This is a genomic window from Flavobacterium album, from assembly GCF_003096035.1.
GTDB lineage: Bacteria > Bacteroidota > Bacteroidia > Flavobacteriales > Flavobacteriaceae > Flavobacterium > Flavobacterium album.
On sequence record NZ_CP029186.1, the window covers coordinates 2,953,761 to 2,967,751 of the forward strand.

The 13,991-nt window shown below is 43.2% G+C and carries 17 protein-coding genes; 11 read left to right on the forward strand and 6 right to left on the reverse strand.

Going from position 1 to position 13,991, the window contains the following annotated elements; all coding sequences use genetic code 11:
• Positions 1 to 125: 125 nt before the first annotated feature.
• The 4 genes from HYN59_RS13385 to HYN59_RS13405 form a co-directional block, all read right to left on the reverse strand.
• Positions 126 to 1,091, reverse strand: a complete 966-nt coding sequence (locus HYN59_RS13385; protein WP_108778744.1) for a transglutaminase domain-containing protein — start codon at positions 1,089 to 1,091, stop codon at positions 126 to 128.
• A 30-nt stretch (positions 1,092 to 1,121) separates the two neighbouring features.
• Complete coding sequence (locus HYN59_RS13390) at positions 1,122 to 2,057, reverse strand: transglutaminase domain-containing protein (protein ID WP_108778745.1); 936 nt, start codon at positions 2,055 to 2,057, stop codon at positions 1,122 to 1,124.
• 330 nt (positions 2,058 to 2,387) lie between these two features.
• Positions 2,388 to 3,071, reverse strand: coding sequence for a TIGR02117 family protein (locus HYN59_RS13400; protein WP_108778747.1), 684 nt, complete (start codon positions 3,069 to 3,071; stop codon positions 2,388 to 2,390).
• Positions 3,055 to 3,594: an NADPH-dependent FMN reductase gene (locus tag HYN59_RS13405; protein ID WP_108778748.1), complete on the reverse strand. Its 540-nt coding sequence runs from the start codon at positions 3,592 to 3,594 to the stop codon at positions 3,055 to 3,057. The genes HYN59_RS13400 and HYN59_RS13405 overlap by 17 nt, the downstream gene beginning before the upstream one ends.
• Positions 3,595 to 3,685: 91 nt before the next feature.
• On the opposite strand from HYN59_RS13405, the gene HYN59_RS13410 reads away from it, so the two are divergent.
• Together HYN59_RS13410 and HYN59_RS13415 are read left to right on the forward strand one after the other, a co-directional pair.
• Complete coding sequence (locus HYN59_RS13410) at positions 3,686 to 3,964, forward strand: hypothetical protein (protein WP_108778749.1); 279 nt, start codon at positions 3,686 to 3,688, stop codon at positions 3,962 to 3,964.
• A gap of 2 nt (positions 3,965 to 3,966) precedes the next feature.
• The gene (locus HYN59_RS13415; protein WP_108778750.1) at positions 3,967 to 4,428 is read left to right on the forward strand and encodes a hypothetical protein; all 462 of its coding nucleotides are present in this window, start codon (positions 3,967 to 3,969) and stop codon (positions 4,426 to 4,428) included.
• 59 nt (positions 4,429 to 4,487) lie between these two features.
• Here the strand turns inward: HYN59_RS13415 and ychF are convergent, their stop codons facing one another.
• Complete coding sequence (ychF, locus tag HYN59_RS13420) at positions 4,488 to 5,582, reverse strand: redox-regulated ATPase YchF (protein ID WP_108778751.1); 1,095 nt, start codon at positions 5,580 to 5,582, stop codon at positions 4,488 to 4,490.
• Positions 5,583 to 5,809: 227 nt separating this feature from the next.
• On the opposite strand from ychF, the gene HYN59_RS13425 reads away from it, so the two are divergent.
• The 3 genes from HYN59_RS13425 (at position 5,810) to HYN59_RS13435 (ending at position 7,925) form a co-directional block, all read left to right on the forward strand.
• Complete coding sequence (locus HYN59_RS13425; protein ID WP_108778752.1) at positions 5,810 to 6,328, forward strand: hypothetical protein; 519 nt, start codon at positions 5,810 to 5,812, stop codon at positions 6,326 to 6,328.
• A 159-nt stretch (positions 6,329 to 6,487) separates the two neighbouring features.
• The gene (locus HYN59_RS13430; RefSeq protein ID WP_108778753.1) at positions 6,488 to 6,919 is read left to right on the forward strand and encodes a T9SS type A sorting domain-containing protein; all 432 of its coding nucleotides are present in this window, start codon (positions 6,488 to 6,490) and stop codon (positions 6,917 to 6,919) included.
• 1 nt (position 6,920) lies between these two features.
• Positions 6,921 to 7,925 (forward strand): hypothetical protein, encoded by a 1,005-nt coding sequence (locus tag HYN59_RS13435; protein ID WP_108778754.1) that lies wholly within the window; start codon positions 6,921 to 6,923, stop codon positions 7,923 to 7,925.
• A gap of 89 nt (positions 7,926 to 8,014) precedes the next feature.
• On the opposite strand, the gene HYN59_RS13440 is transcribed toward HYN59_RS13435, so the two are convergent.
• Complete coding sequence (locus HYN59_RS13440; RefSeq protein ID WP_108778755.1) at positions 8,015 to 8,365, reverse strand: 4Fe-4S dicluster domain-containing protein; 351 nt, start codon at positions 8,363 to 8,365, stop codon at positions 8,015 to 8,017.
• 71 nt (positions 8,366 to 8,436) lie between these two features.
• Here HYN59_RS13440 and HYN59_RS13445 point away from each other — a divergent pair, with 71 nt between their 5' ends.
• The 6 genes from HYN59_RS13445 (at position 8,437) to HYN59_RS13470 (ending at position 13,949) form a co-directional block, all read left to right on the forward strand.
• Entirely contained in the window at positions 8,437 to 9,495 is a 1,059-nt protein-coding gene (locus HYN59_RS13445; RefSeq protein WP_108778756.1) for an acyl-CoA reductase, read from the forward strand.
• 75 nt (positions 9,496 to 9,570) lie between these two features.
• On the forward strand, positions 9,571 to 10,641 hold the full coding sequence (gene serC / locus HYN59_RS13450; protein WP_108778757.1) for a 3-phosphoserine/phosphohydroxythreonine transaminase: 1,071 nt from the start codon (positions 9,571 to 9,573) through the stop codon (positions 10,639 to 10,641).
• A 98-nt stretch (positions 10,642 to 10,739) separates the two neighbouring features.
• On the forward strand, positions 10,740 to 11,705 hold the full coding sequence (locus HYN59_RS13455; protein WP_108778758.1) for a D-2-hydroxyacid dehydrogenase: 966 nt from the start codon (positions 10,740 to 10,742) through the stop codon (positions 11,703 to 11,705).
• A gap of 74 nt (positions 11,706 to 11,779) precedes the next feature.
• Positions 11,780 to 12,523 (forward strand): hypothetical protein, encoded by a 744-nt coding sequence (locus HYN59_RS13460; RefSeq protein WP_146185938.1) that lies wholly within the window; start codon positions 11,780 to 11,782, stop codon positions 12,521 to 12,523.
• Positions 12,520 to 13,092, forward strand: a complete 573-nt coding sequence (locus HYN59_RS13465) for a pseudouridine synthase (RefSeq protein WP_108778760.1) — start codon at positions 12,520 to 12,522, stop codon at positions 13,090 to 13,092. Before HYN59_RS13460 ends, HYN59_RS13465 begins: the two co-directional genes overlap by 4 nt.
• A gap of 104 nt (positions 13,093 to 13,196) precedes the next feature.
• A complete protein-coding gene (locus HYN59_RS13470; RefSeq protein ID WP_108778761.1) occupies positions 13,197 to 13,949 on the forward strand; it encodes a transporter in 753 nt (250 codons plus the stop codon).
• Positions 13,950 to 13,991 lie beyond the last annotated feature (42 nt).

Consider the following 13,991-nt stretch of genomic DNA (forward strand, 5'->3'; position numbering starts at 1 on the left):
AAGATTTTAATTCGGTGCGTCTTCCATTTCGACGGCAGGAGAAATCTCAAAATGTTTTCGGTAATCTGAGATTTCTCCACTCCGCTGCGCTCCGGTCGAAATGAAAAACCGCACTCAAACCAAACTTACCGTATCCTATACGCTGCTACCGACTTCTGATTAATATAGATCGTCAGAATACCATTAGAAGCCTTACTCAAAGGCACCTGGAATTCGGTAATACCGGCAGTGGTTACGGAATTAGCATCCTTAAAGACTTTTTCTTTACTAAATGCATAACTCACTTTATCACCGGGCTGCAGGTTCTTTAGCTTAAAAGAAATAAACCCTGAGCCTGGGTTGGTAAACGTACCACCATCAGGATTTATGAATTCATAGCCGCCCATCAGGTAATTACCATAATACAACGGCAGCAATGCAAAATCCTTTTCCGTCTTTGCGGTAAATAGCCACTTTTTATCATCCGGAAAATGGTTGAAGAAGAACACGTCCGGGTTGGTGAAAAAGTACTTGTCATTGAACTTAAAGCCAAACTGCGGCTTCTCTCCTGTTACCGTACCCGCAGCCCATGTAGCATCAAGCAGCTTCCACTCCCCGCCTACTTTAACGGCATTCCAGGCATGGTCGCTCGCACCGGGCGCTGCCCCGATGTGGGCAGGATGCGATTTGGATGTACCTGTAATCATAACGGATTCCAAACCGGCTTTTTCGGATACAACAAGGAATAATGTAGCATAGCCCTGGCAGACACCTTTATTCGACTTTAATGTTTTCTGTGCAAGGTCATCTTTAAATTTTTTCTGCTTTGCTTCCTTTTCTTCCTGTGTTTTAAATGAATACGCGACAGGCCGTTCATTAGCACCATAAGCAGCAAGGTCGTATTTAATATGTGTTGCGATCCATGTGAAAATGGCGCGTGCTTTTTCATCGTCGCGCTTAAAGTCGGCATTCACTTTGGCCGCAAATTTATCCGCGTCATTAAAATCAGGATAAGCTTTAACGACAGCATCTACTTTTGCGAAATCCTGGGCAGACATACAGCCCGATATTAGCAAAAGTATTATAAAGAATAGATTATGTATTTTTTTCATGTTTCTTAATTATTCAAAAAGAGTGCCAGATTAGTTAATCTTATACGCCGCTACCGACTTCCTATTCGCGAATATTGTAAGCGTGCCTGTTGCTGACTTATCCAGAACAATTGTAAACTCTCCTACTCCATTGTTTATTTTCGGGGTAACCTTGTGCGAAAATGCGCCTGAGGTGTATTGGTACAGCACATCATCACCAGGCTTGAGTCCGCGTATCTTAAACTGTACTAACCTCGAACCTGTGGATTTTATTATGCCTGCCGTTGGGCTGATAACTTCGTAATCAAGGTTGTAATATAATGGCAACGCCGCAAACTCCGACTCGCTTTTGCCTGTGAGCAGCCATTTTTTATCATCCGGAAAATGGTTCAGAAAAAACTGCTGCGGGCTGGTAAAGAAATAGTTAGCATCGTACCCCAGGTCGCCTGAAATACCACCCGATCCCCAGGTAACGTCCACCAGCTTCCACTGGCCGTTGACCTGTATTACATTCCATGCGTGGTTGCCTTTTGCAGGTGCCTTGCCAATGTCCGAAGGCACCGACTTGGCCGTACCGTAAACCACTTCGCTTTGCAAGCCGAGTTTTTCTGCAACTACTTTATACAGCATCGAGTAGCCGTGGCAAACTCCTTTACGGGAAAGCAGCGTTTTATTGGCCAGGTCGTTCTCTATAGCGGCAATCTTTTTCTTTCGTTCGGCTTCATTATTTGCCGAAAAATGAATTGGCTTGCGACCCGGTGCGCCGGGCGACCTGTCATAGCTTATATTCAATGCGATCCATGTGTATGCCGCGCGTGCCCGCTCATCCTGCCTGCTAAAATCGGACGCTATTTGCGAAGCCAGCCTGTCGGTTGTGGTAAATGTTTTTGGATAGGTTTTTACTTTCGCATCGACTTTTGGGTAATCCTGGGCCTGTGCGAATCCTATCGAAAGGATACTGATAAAGAGTAGATTAATTGCCTTCATGAGTATTTCTATCCAAGAAGAATGCCAGATTTAGTTAATACAGCACTACAACTATAAGGAAATAAGCAAGTAAAAGAAGTGGAGTTAAATTCAGTAGCACTTTCCACCAAGTAAAATGCTCTTTTTCTCCTAAATAATTCCTCAGCATCACAATCGAATTTACTATTGAAAAAATAACCGAAAACACTATACAAATTGTTATGACCGAACCCACTATCCAAAATAAATTATAATAAAAGCTGATGAAATCGTATACAATTCCAATAACTGATGCCGCTATAAGCAAAAATGGCGGTATCACCCAATTCCTCTTTGGATCATCAACTAAACTCATCTGTAATGTGTAAATATCCCACCCTCATAAACCGTCCACAGTGCGGCTCTCTGGTTAGCGGCTTTTAGAGCATTATTAGCCCAGGTGTTGCAGGTATAGAACAGGCTGTATTTGCCTTTGCCTTCATAAAACGCATCGTACTGGCCGTAGCTGTGATTAGCTATCCAAAGGTTTTTTTTATCCTCCCCATATTGAAAACTGTCACTGATGTACTGCGCCAGACTTTCATAATCCTTTTTGCTTATAGTGATTTTTACGCAGCTATCGTCTTCTTTAAGGTCGGTATAATATCGGGTGTGCATTGCTGATGTACCAAGGTAAAAAGCCGCCTTTGCCGCAGTGCTGGCCTTGAGGTCGCTCCACTCGGGCGTATCGAGGTAAAAGCCCTTATCGCCCCAGCCGAAAGCCACATATTTCATAATGCTATCCTTCGATTTGGTGTGAATGTAAAGTATCTCCTTGCTCCAGTCTTTTATTTCATTCTTTACGGGGACTACAATATCGGTATGCACGCCATTAGAGTTGATGAAAATGGTCACATCGCTGCTTGCTTCCGGCTCATTGTTTACGGTAATATGCGAGCAGATGAGTATCGCAAGTATATAGACGGCAAGAAATGCAACGATGCCTAAAATAAACCTGCCCGTGAATTTGAATGCCTGCTTAAGCTTTTTGTTCATGATCGAAATTGCGTATTATTTCCTTTAACGCATCATCATACTCTTTATTGGATATTTTTCCCGCCTCCACATCAAAATTCTCATGGAACTTTGGCAGCGAAAAGGTATCGCGTATATCACCGCCGTAACGTGGGAGGCTTATTTTGGCAGCCTCAAGGGAGTTTTTAGCGCCATATCCGCCCGGCGATGTAGACAGCAGCAATATCGGCTTGTTGTCAAACACCAGCTTCTTTTGTCGGGAAGCCCAGTCGTAAATGTTCTTGAAGGCAACCGTCATACCCGCATTGTGTTCGGCTACAGAAATCACGAGCATATCGGCCCACTCTATTTTGTCGAGGAATACACGTGCTACAGGCGGCGCTCCGATCAGTTTTTCTTTATCCACGCTGAACAGCGGCAGTTCAAAATCGTTGAGGTCGATTATTTCAGTTTCCGCTGCATCGATAAGCCCTGCGGCGTAGGTTGCGAGTTTTTTATTGATGGATGTGGAGGAGCTGCTTCCGGCAAAGGCGAGTAGTTTCATAATTTTTACATTTATCTTTCGTTAAAAGTAGGTAGAATTTTCAGAAAGCCGGAATTATTTTTTAGACTATATTTATAACCAAACCAACCTTATGAGTAAAACAGCACGCCAAAGCGCCAAGAGGAAAGCCACAATATATAACGGACTTGGTATATTTTTCCTGATCCTGCAGTTGTCTGCCTACATGGGCGAATTGCGTAATCCCGAATCGATGAATATGTCGGGCGGCATGCTCACCGGTTATATCCTAGGCATTAGCCTCTTCCTTTATGTAGCACTCATCTTCTTTTATCTGTCACATAAAACAAAGAAACGGGCCAAATCAATAGTAAGCGAAGAAGACCTGGAAGTTATAGGGCAAAACGATTAGCTATGGCATCAACTTTTTGGTACTTAGAAGATGGCAGGGGGTTTGCAAGACGGTGGTCCGGAATGTTTTATATGCTTAAGCTTATTAATAATGAGATTAAGCTGATAAATGGTGCCGAAGATTTTTCACAGTACCTCGATCACTACATTTGGGATGAAGAAGCCGATGAATATAATGGCTATGGCGGCTTTATCAGGGCAAGCACAAGCGAAGATATCATGCCAGAAATCGACCTGCGTGAATTTACGGAAACGAACAGGAACTATTTTTGGAAAGGTGCACAAAATGCTTTACGTAAACTTATTATTGCCAACGATGAAAAATATGAAGGCATCATTTTTCTGATGAAGAACCTTCTTGACATGCATAAAAGAATAAAACGCGGTGAAAATCCTCAATTATTAAACCATCTTAAAAATATTGAGCCTTACAGTGGAGAGAAAAAAGGCCCGGGATGGGAATAAAAAAGCCTGCTGAATATATCCAACAGGCTCGTAATTCGTAATTTATAATTCGTAATTCCTTACACGTTAAACCTGAAATGCATTACATCCCCGTCTTTAACGATATATTCTTTTCCTTCTACTTTTAACTTTCCTGCTTCTTTTACTTTCGCTTCAGTGCCATAGGTAACATAATCATCATAACCTATCACTTCTGCGCGGATGAAGCCTTTCTCGAAATCCGAGTGGATCACGCCTGCTGCCTGTGGGGCTGTATCGCCAATATTGATAGTCCATGCGCGAACTTCTTTCACACCTGCGGTAAAATACGTTTGCAGTGTCAGCAATTTATAAGCCGACCTGATCAGTGCCGAAGCGCCCGGCTCTTTCAGTCCAAGGTCTTCCAGGAACATCTGGCGCTCTTCGTAGGTTTCAAGTTCAGTAATGTCAGCTTCGGTTCCCACAGCAAGGAACATTACCTCAGCATTCTCATCTTTCACAAGTTCGCGCACCTGTTCTACATATTTGTTGCCTGTAGCGGCGGAACCTTCGTCGACGTTGCATACATACAGCACCGGCTTGGTCGTAATAAGCTGGAAATTTTCTATAAGGTCGATCTCATCCTGGTTTTGCGGCACTACAGTACGGGCCGACTTCGCCTGAAGCAATGCTTCGCGTATTCTCTCTAATAGTGATACTTCTGTCTGCGCCTCTTTGCTTCCTACCTTAGCTGCTTTCTTCGCTTTTTCAAGGCGTTTTTCAACCGTTTCAAGATCCTTTAGCTGAAGTTCTATATCGATGGTCTCTTTATCGCGGATAGGGTTCACACTGCCGTCAACGTGCACGATGTTGTCGTTGTCAAAACAGCGCAGCACGTGGATGATGGCATTACACTCCCTGATGTTCCCAAGGAACTGGTTGCCAAGCCCCTCGCCTTTGCTGGCGCCTTTTACAAGTCCGGCAATATCTACGATCTCAACAGTAGCAGGAACAACGCGCTCCGGGTTTACCAGCTCCTCCAGCTTTTCAAGCCTTGGATCGGGAACGTTCACTACGCCAATGTTCGGCTCGATGGTACAAAATGGAAAATTTGCGCTCTGCGCCTTGGCGTTTGACAAACAATTAAAAAGTGTCGATTTCCCTACGTTAGGCAATCCTACTATCCCTGCTTTCATTTATTACTGATTTTTTGAGGGTGCAAAGATAACACTTTGGTTCCGAGTTTCAAAGTTCCGGGTTCGGGGTTTTTGGTGCATCCAACAATACCTACGTTTCGATTGGCAACTCCGAACTCTAAACCCTAAACTAATTAACTGTTTTATAATTACTTTATGTTTTTCTAATAACTCATTTAACAATACGCTCATAACTTTGTTTTCCATAACCTTAAAAGACAATAAGCATGAAAAATATCGCAGTAATTGCAATGCTGGCAATGGGGCTTATGCTCCATGCCCAGGTAAATAAAAATGTAACGAAAGAAAGTACCACTACCACAGTAACTGTAAATAACGGCACAGGAACACCTAAGAAAGTGGTTAAAACACAAAATACGGAAGCTATCCAGAATATTGAGTTGCAGGACGCCAACAGCAACAAACTAAATAAAGACGTTAAGCAGACACCGGTAGAGGTAAATTCTTCAACGACTGTGTCCGGCGACGGGATACCAACCTATTATGAGACCAACGGGCAGCGTTACATTTTTGTACCCGACAGAAATGGCTACAAGGTATCATCCTCTACCAATGTGAATGATTTCGGCGTCATGCGTAAAACATCGAATGGCCAGTACATCTACCATTCAAAAGACAAAACAGCAATAGGCTATATTGATGCCAACGGTAATTTTGTGGTAGAATCTTATGATGACAAATCAGACGGAGTAACGGTAGAAACCTATACAAAGGTAAGGCAGTAATTTATCGGCTTAAATTTGCTATGATAGAAAATCCTGAAGTGTAATGCTTCAGGATTTTTTGTTGCAATTTAGTAATGATTAAATTTAACAGCAGCGAAAATTACTGACACATAGTTTTATATATTTGCCCGTAAAGCAATTAACCAATACTAAATTTAAATGAAGCAAAAATTACTCATTCTTTTCGGCCTGGCCGTATCGGGTGTTTACGCACAAAGCGGTGTAAACAGCGGTGCCGTGTCCGGCAACAGCCTTATCTATTCTGTAGGTGAGATATATGTGCTGCCGGTTGGAAATCCCAACGGTGCGTCATCGGGTACCATCGGCGCCATATCGCGTATTGAATTCCTTGGCATTGACGAAATAGCAGTTACTGAAAAAGGTATTAAAGTCTACCCCAACCCTACGGCACATTCTGTTTATTTTGAAACGACAGAAATAATTAGCAATGTAGAAGTATATGATACCAATGGGCGGCTTGTAATTTCCTTAAAACCGCAAAACAACCAGGCTGACCTTAGCATATTGCAAAGCGGCACTTACATTATCAGGACAAACAACAATCAATCATTTAAAGTTATAAAGAAATAACATGAAAAAAATATTACTTTCCGCTCTTCTTTTATTATCTGCAATTACGTTCGCTCAGGGCCCTCAGGGTATCAGTTACCAGGCAGTGGCTTTTACCAGTGGCGGCAACCCTGTGGTTAACGGTACTGTAGGCATCAGGATAAGCATACTGGATAACTCGGCAACCGGTACCGTTGTTTACTCAGAAACTCACAGTAAACCTACTAATGCCCAGGGATTATTCAACCTGAACATAGGCCAGGGAACAGCAGTTACCGGGACCTTTAGCGCTATAAGCTGGGGCGTTAATACAAAATTCCTTAAAGTTGAGGTAGACCCTGCAGGTGGCACATCTTACAGTATTACAGGCACTAACCAGCTTATGAGCGTGCCTTATGCGCTATATGCACAAAACGTTGGTGATAATGCTCTTGCCGGTATTGGCACCGGAGCTTTAAAAAGCAGCAGCTACGCAGTTATAGATAATAATAAAGTTCACGTATTCAGCAACGGTGCTTGGTATACACAAACAGCTACCAGCGAGATTTATAGTTCGTCTATAATAAACTCTAACGGAAACTTTGCCGTGATAGACAACAATAAGGTGTATGGCTTCAGCAATGGCACGTGGAGTACAAAAGTCTGCTCTGGAGAGGTATACAGTTCAGCTATCATTACGTCCGGTGGCAAGTTTGCCATAAGAGATGGAAGCAACGTCCATATTTTTTACAATGGAAGCTGGAGTACACAAACCTGCTCAGGGGAAGTATATGCTTCAGACATTATAATTTCTGAAGGTAATTTTATAATAATTGACCAGAATAATGCACATGCATTCAGTAACGGTACATGGGCTACTAAAACCTGCTCGAGTGAGGTATATAACAGTGCTGTAATTAGTTCTAATGGTAATTTCATCATCAGGGACGGCAATAATGTCCATGGCTTTAATAACGGCGTATGGGCAACAAAAACATGTTCTTCAGAGGTGTATAATAGCGCTATTATTAACTCAGTAACTAATTAATATCTTCTATTAATAAACAAAAAATCCTGAAGCCTAACTTCAGGATTTTTTTATTTGAGATAAGTTGTCTGTTTATAAAACGTTTAAGCCTATTCATTATGTAAGAATGCCTGCCTGTTAAGCAGTGTTTCCTCGCTTTCCACGTGGTTATCATCGGGCACGCAGCAATCTACCGGGCAAACGGCAGCACATTGCGGCTCGTCATGGAAACCTTTGCATTCCGTACATTTATCGGGCACTATATAGTAAATATCATCCGATATAGGTGTGCGTGGTTCATCCGCGTCCACTTCTTCTCCGGTAGGTAGTACTACCCTTCCTTTTAGTGCAGTACCATCTTTATACCTCCAGTCATCGGCACCTTCGTAGATGGCCGTGTTTGGGCATTCGGGCTCGCAGGCACCGCAGTTGATACATTCGTCTGTTATAATAATAGCCATGGCTTATGTCTTAGTATTAATACGTAAATTTGCAGCAAAATTACGTCCAAATCAATTCATACGCAAACATAATGACGTTAACAGAAACAAAAAAAGCATTCATAGAGCTGGGTAAATTCCTATCACAATTTTCTTTAGATGGAAATCATAAAAACCCGGAAGTGCTTCATAATGAAGATTTCTACGATAACTTTATAACGCTTATAGAACTTTCCAGGTCGCACAACGGCTGGTATACCGAAGAGCAGGTTTATTTTTCAATAAAGTCCTGGGCCGAAGCGCTTACTCCTGAAAATCTGGATAAATGGCTTGAAAATTACAACCTTGAGAACAGCGGCGGCAAATCGGTAGGGCTTATCCTGGCAGGCAATATCCCGTTAGTAGGGTTTCATGATTTCCTATCGGTGCTAATCACAGGGCACACCGCTCTGGTAAAGATGTCGTCGAACGACCAGCATCTGCTTCCGTTTTTAGAGAAATACCTCATCGCTGTAGAGCCAAAATTGAAAGAGCGCATTGTTTTTACGGAAGGAAAGCTCGAAAATTTCGATGCCGTTATCGCTACCGGAAGCAACAACACAGCCCGTTATTTTGAATATTATTTTAAGGACAAGCCCTCCATCATTCGCAAAAACAGGAACTCGGTAGCCGTGCTTACGGGCAACGAAAGCAAAGAAGAGCTTGTTGGCCTGGGGGAAGACATCTTCCGTTACTTTGGTTTGGGATGCCGCAATGTATCTAAATTGTTTGTTCCGAAAGGTTATGACTTTAAAGATTTTTTTGAAGCAATCTATGAATACAGGGATGTGATCTTCTATGAGAAATATGCCAACAATTACGACTATAATAAGGCAGTTTTCCTGATGAGCAATTTTAAGCTCCTGGATAACGAATTCCTTACGCTTAAAGAAGACAGCAGCTATGCCTCCCCTATTTCGAGTGTATTCTACGAATATTATGATGATATTAATGAAGTGATGGCAAGGCTTACTGCCGAAAACGGGCAGATCCAATGTATCGTAGGTAAAGAAACTATAAAGGGCAGCATCCCTTTTGGGCAGACACAAAAACCTGCCTTGTGGGATTATGCCGATAATGTGGATACCATTGCATTTTTGTCAAAAATATAGCGGAATTATTTGTAATAATTTCTGCGTTTTTCAGTTCCTATTTTGGAAATTTGCACGACCAAATTACATCTGTAAATGAAAAAACATAATTTCAGTGCAGGGCCTTCGATCCTGCCGCAGGAAGTTTTCGAAAAAGCCTCACAGGCGGTGCTTGAATTTAATAATTCCGGGCTCTCTTTATTGGAAATATCCCATCGCAGCAAGGATTTTGTTGCGGTAATGGAAGAAGCAAGGGCTCTTGTGCTGGAACTAATGGGGCTTACCGGAAAAGGCTACCAGGCGTTATTCCTTTCGGGTGGCGCCAGCATGGAGTTCGTGAGGGTTCCCTATAATTTTATGACCAAAAGCGGAAAAGCCGCTTATCTTGATACCGGTACCTGGGCAGCAGCAGCGCTGAAAGAAGCCCGGGAGTTTGGCGACACGATTGTCGTAGCCTCTTCTAAATCTGATAATTATAATTACATCCCAAAAGAGTATACTATACCTGCTGATGCAGATTATTTCCATTGCACCAGCAATAACACGATATTCGGTACGCAGATGCATTCTTTCCCGGCAACAGAAGTGCCTATAGTTTGCGATATGAGTTCTGATATATTTTCCCGTAAGGTGGATTTCTCGAAATTCGGGATGATCTATGCCGGTGCGCAAAAGAATATGGGCCCCGCGGGTACAACGCTTGTGGTAGTTAAGGAGGAATTGCTGGGCAAGACCGGCAGGCATATCCCGTCGATACTGGATTACAAGCAGCACATCGATAAGGAAAGCATGTACAATACGCCATCGGTATTTGCGGTGTATACTTCTTACTTAACACTCCAGTGGCTCAAAAACAATGGAGGTATTGAAGCCATGGAAAAGAAAAACGATGCCAAAGCGGAGCTGCTATATGCTGAGATCGACCGCAACCCGCTATTTGTCGGTACTGCGAAAACTGAAGACCGTTCTAAAATGAACATTACCTTCCTTTTGAACGATGCATCGCACAACGAACAATTTGACAAACTCTGGAAAGCAGCAGGCATCAGCGGGCTTGCCGGGCACAGGTCGGTTGGCGGTTATCGCGCATCCATCTATAACGCCATGCCGATTGAGAGTGTACAGGTGTTGGTGGATGTTATGAGAGAACTGGAAAAGAAAGTTTAATTTGTTTAAAGTTTAAAGTTTCAGGTTGCCACTCATGACCTTATAAGTCCGAGTGAAGTTCAATCTGAATTCTGAAATCTAAAATCTGAAATCCTATAATGAAAATATTAGCAAACGACGGCATCTCTAAAAGCGGTATTGCCGCCCTTGAAGAAGCCGGTTTTGAAGTGATCACGACCAAAGTAGCCCAGGAACAGGTGGCTAACTATATAAATAATAATAATATAAGCGTAATCCTTGTGCGAAGTGCAACCAAGGTACGAAAGGACATTATCGATGCCTGTCCCAGGCTTAAGATCATAGGCCGCGGCGGTGTGGGAATGGACAATATCGATGTGGAGTATGCCCGCGAAAAAGGCATCCACGTAATCAACACCCCGGCATCGTCATCCGATTCGGTGGCAGAGCTGGTGTTTGCGCATTTGTTTACCGGAGTGCGTTTTCTTTACGATGCCAACCGAAATATGCCACTGGAAGGTGACACCAATTTTGAAGGGCTTAAAAAAACGTATGCCAACGGTATCGAGCTTCGCGGCAAGACACTGGGCATTATCGGCTTCGGGCGTATAGGGCGTTCGGTAGCCAGGATAGCTTTAGGCTTAGGAATGCGTGTTATCGCTTCTGATAAATTTGTAGGCAATGCCGAAATACGCGTTGATTTCTACAACGGGCAGTTCATCAATGTAGATATCCCTACGGAGCCTATGGAAGATATCCTGAAGCATGCCGATTTTATTACGCTGCATGTTCCTGCGCAGGAAAGCGGCTACGTAATTGGAGCGGCAGAACTGGAAGCCATGAAAGATGGCGTGGGTATCATCAATGCTGCACGTGGCGGCATTATTGATGAAGTAGCGCTTATCGATGCACTGGAATCCGGTAAGGTAGCATTTGCGGGCCTTGATGTTTTTGAAGACGAGCCAAAACCTGCCATCCAGGTACTGATGCATCCTAAAGTATCACTTACCCCACACATAGGCGCAGCAACGCTTGAAGCACAGGACCGTATAGGCACTGAGCTGGCAGAGCAGATAGTTAGCTTGCTGAAAACGGAGAATTTATAAGGGTTTTATTATTGCGATTCCGCGCCTGTAGATAAGTTTGGTATCTGCCCGGGGGATTAAAATTTTTATGATGCATGAAAAGAAAAATGTTATTTTTCGCCACCATCGCAGCGATGCTTTGCACCTCCTGTATGTCTTTAGCCCTGAAAATGATTGGCGCTTATGACAAGGAAAGCAGTGTTTCCTATTATTCGAATGCTGATAAAACTGTTGCATACATCCCAATGAAGCACATTGGGCCGAAGGAATTTTATGGAAATGTAAAAAGCAAAGTAGATTCGCTACAGCGGGAAGGCTATATTGTATTTATGGAAAGCGTACGTGTGACCGATTCCCTGACCCCTCAGCAAAAAGATACGCTGAAGTGGAAGATCAGGAAGCTTACAGGTATATCGATTAGCCAATCCGGTTATATTGATACCATAAACGGTACGCTGATGGGACACAAATTCAAAAATAAAAAAGGCCTTATCAACCAGCCCCGATATTCCAGGATGGGTGTTGACACCCTAAAGGGACGCGTTGTAGACGTACCTATGAACCATCTCATTAAAGCGTACGAAGACGAATACGGCCCGATACAACTCAATGACTGCGATTATGTGCTGGCATTCGACAAAAAATATGAATGCGGAAGGATAGCTACAAAGGAATCGAATGCCATGATACTGGACTATCGCAACAGGCACCTTGCCGAAGCCATTGTAGCGGAACCCTCTAAAAAAATTATCGTAATGTATGGCGCACTCCATGAAAAAGGCATGATCAAAGAATTGAAATCCATAGATTCTGCATGGGTAGCCAAACCTAAGCTATGAGCCTTTACCGCCATTTCATATTATTTAAACCCTACGGCTACCTAAGCCAGTTTACCTACAACCTGAAACGTAATAAAAAGCTGCTTGGCGAACTCTATGATTTCCCTGAATTCACCATGGCCATCGGGCGGCTCGATGAAGATTCTGAAGGCCTGCTGCTGCTTACTACCGACGGGATGATGAGCGAGATCGTGCGCAGTAAAAAAGTGGAAAAGGAATATTATGTACAGGTAGACGGACTCATTACTGAAGAAGCTATTGAGCAGCTTAAGAATGGCGTTGAGATTGGCTTCAAAGGCTTGCGCTACACTACCCTGCGGTGTGAAGCCCATATAGTACAAAATGCGCCTGACTTCCCTTTGCGGGGTAAAAAAATACGCGATGAGCGCCACGGCCCTACCTCATGGCTTTCTGTAACGGTAACCGAAGGCAAGTTCCGCCAGGTACGCAAAATGACAGCGGCGGTTGGATTTCCTACACTGCGATTGGTACGTGTGCGTGTCGGTAATGTTGCGTTGGGTGATCTGCAGCCGGGAGAAGTAAAGGAAGTTGAGGGCTTTGATGTCTGATAAGAGAATATTTCATCCACACAAAAAATTTTGTAAGATATTTTGGCAAAATTTTAAAACTGGCGTTTTCATATAATAAGTAGTTTTAGGTAAACACCGAAACTATGCTTATTAAACGATTTATCCCGCTTCTCTTGTTGTCTTTTTTTTCACCAGATATCAGCGCGCAGGATGAGATAGAGACTGACAGGCCCGACCATACCGAAACCGCATCTATAGTGCCTGCGGGCCGGTTCCAGTCGGAGAGCGGGTTTCAGCTTACAAAAACTGATAAAGATGCCAAAGAGTTTTTCCTGCCGCAAACATTATGGAAATTCGGGCTCAATGATCGTGTTGAACTGCGCCTGATAACAGAGCTTACCTACAACAAATATAAAGACAGTATTGACACGGGCTTGTCACCTGTAACCGTAGGTTTTAAGGTTAACCTTTTTAAGGAGAAAGGCCTGTTACCTGAAACCTCGTTTATTGCGCACCTGGTACTGCCGAAAGTGGCTTCAAAAGACCTAAAGGCAAACCTGCTGGCACCGGAATTACTATTTCTTTTTGATAATGAATTATCAGACAAGGCAAGCCTCGGTTATAATATCGGCGTAAAATGGGATGGTGAATCGCCCGACCCGATATATGCCTATACCTTTGCACCTGATTTTAAGCTGAATGACAAATGTAAGGTATTCGTAGAATCCTACGGCTATCTACCTGAACATCAGCATCCCGAACATTGGGTAGACGGTGGTTTTATATGGCTGGTGACGAGCAACCTGCAGCTGGATATTGCCGGTAGCTATGAATTGACATCGAATGCGCACTTTCATCAATATTTTGAAACAGTAGGCATATCGTTCAGGATATAATGTTGTAAGATTTTTTAGCAAAACTTTAGAATAACACTGTTC

Excerpts from the sequence above, each read along its gene's own strand:
- serC (WP_108778757.1), top strand. The coding sequence starts at position 9,571 with ATGAAAAAACATAATTTCAGTGCAGGGCCTTCGATCCTGCCGCAGGAA.
- HYN59_RS13425 (WP_108778752.1), top strand. The coding sequence starts at position 5,810 with ATGAAAAATATCGCAGTAATTGCAATGCTGGCAATGGGGCTTATGCTC.
- HYN59_RS13430 (WP_108778753.1), top strand. The coding sequence starts at position 6,488 with ATGAAGCAAAAATTACTCATTCTTTTCGGCCTGGCCGTATCGGGTGTT.
- HYN59_RS13385 (WP_108778744.1), bottom strand. The coding sequence starts at position 1,091 with ATGAAAAAAATACATAATCTATTCTTTATAATACTTTTGCTAATATCG.
- HYN59_RS13415 (WP_108778750.1), top strand. The coding sequence starts at position 3,967 with ATGGCATCAACTTTTTGGTACTTAGAAGATGGCAGGGGGTTTGCAAGA.
- HYN59_RS13440 (WP_108778755.1), bottom strand. The coding sequence starts at position 8,365 with ATGGCTATTATTATAACAGACGAATGTATCAACTGCGGTGCCTGCGAG.
- HYN59_RS13465 (WP_108778760.1), top strand. The coding sequence starts at position 12,520 with ATGAGCCTTTACCGCCATTTCATATTATTTAAACCCTACGGCTACCTA.
- ychF (WP_108778751.1), bottom strand. The coding sequence starts at position 5,582 with ATGAAAGCAGGGATAGTAGGATTGCCTAACGTAGGGAAATCGACACTT.
- HYN59_RS13460 (WP_146185938.1), top strand. The coding sequence starts at position 11,780 with ATGAAAAGAAAAATGTTATTTTTCGCCACCATCGCAGCGATGCTTTGC.
- HYN59_RS13390 (WP_108778745.1), bottom strand. The coding sequence starts at position 2,057 with ATGAAGGCAATTAATCTACTCTTTATCAGTATCCTTTCGATAGGATTC.
- HYN59_RS13400 (WP_108778747.1), bottom strand. The coding sequence starts at position 3,071 with ATGAACAAAAAGCTTAAGCAGGCATTCAAATTCACGGGCAGGTTTATT.
- HYN59_RS13445 (WP_108778756.1), top strand. The coding sequence starts at position 8,437 with ATGACGTTAACAGAAACAAAAAAAGCATTCATAGAGCTGGGTAAATTC.
- HYN59_RS13410 (WP_108778749.1), top strand. The coding sequence starts at position 3,686 with ATGAGTAAAACAGCACGCCAAAGCGCCAAGAGGAAAGCCACAATATAT.
- HYN59_RS13470 (WP_108778761.1), top strand. The coding sequence starts at position 13,197 with ATGCTTATTAAACGATTTATCCCGCTTCTCTTGTTGTCTTTTTTTTCA.
- HYN59_RS13405 (WP_108778748.1), bottom strand. The coding sequence starts at position 3,594 with ATGAAACTACTCGCCTTTGCCGGAAGCAGCTCCTCCACATCCATCAAT.
- HYN59_RS13455 (WP_108778758.1), top strand. The coding sequence starts at position 10,740 with ATGAAAATATTAGCAAACGACGGCATCTCTAAAAGCGGTATTGCCGCC.
- HYN59_RS13435 (WP_108778754.1), top strand. The coding sequence starts at position 6,921 with ATGAAAAAAATATTACTTTCCGCTCTTCTTTTATTATCTGCAATTACG.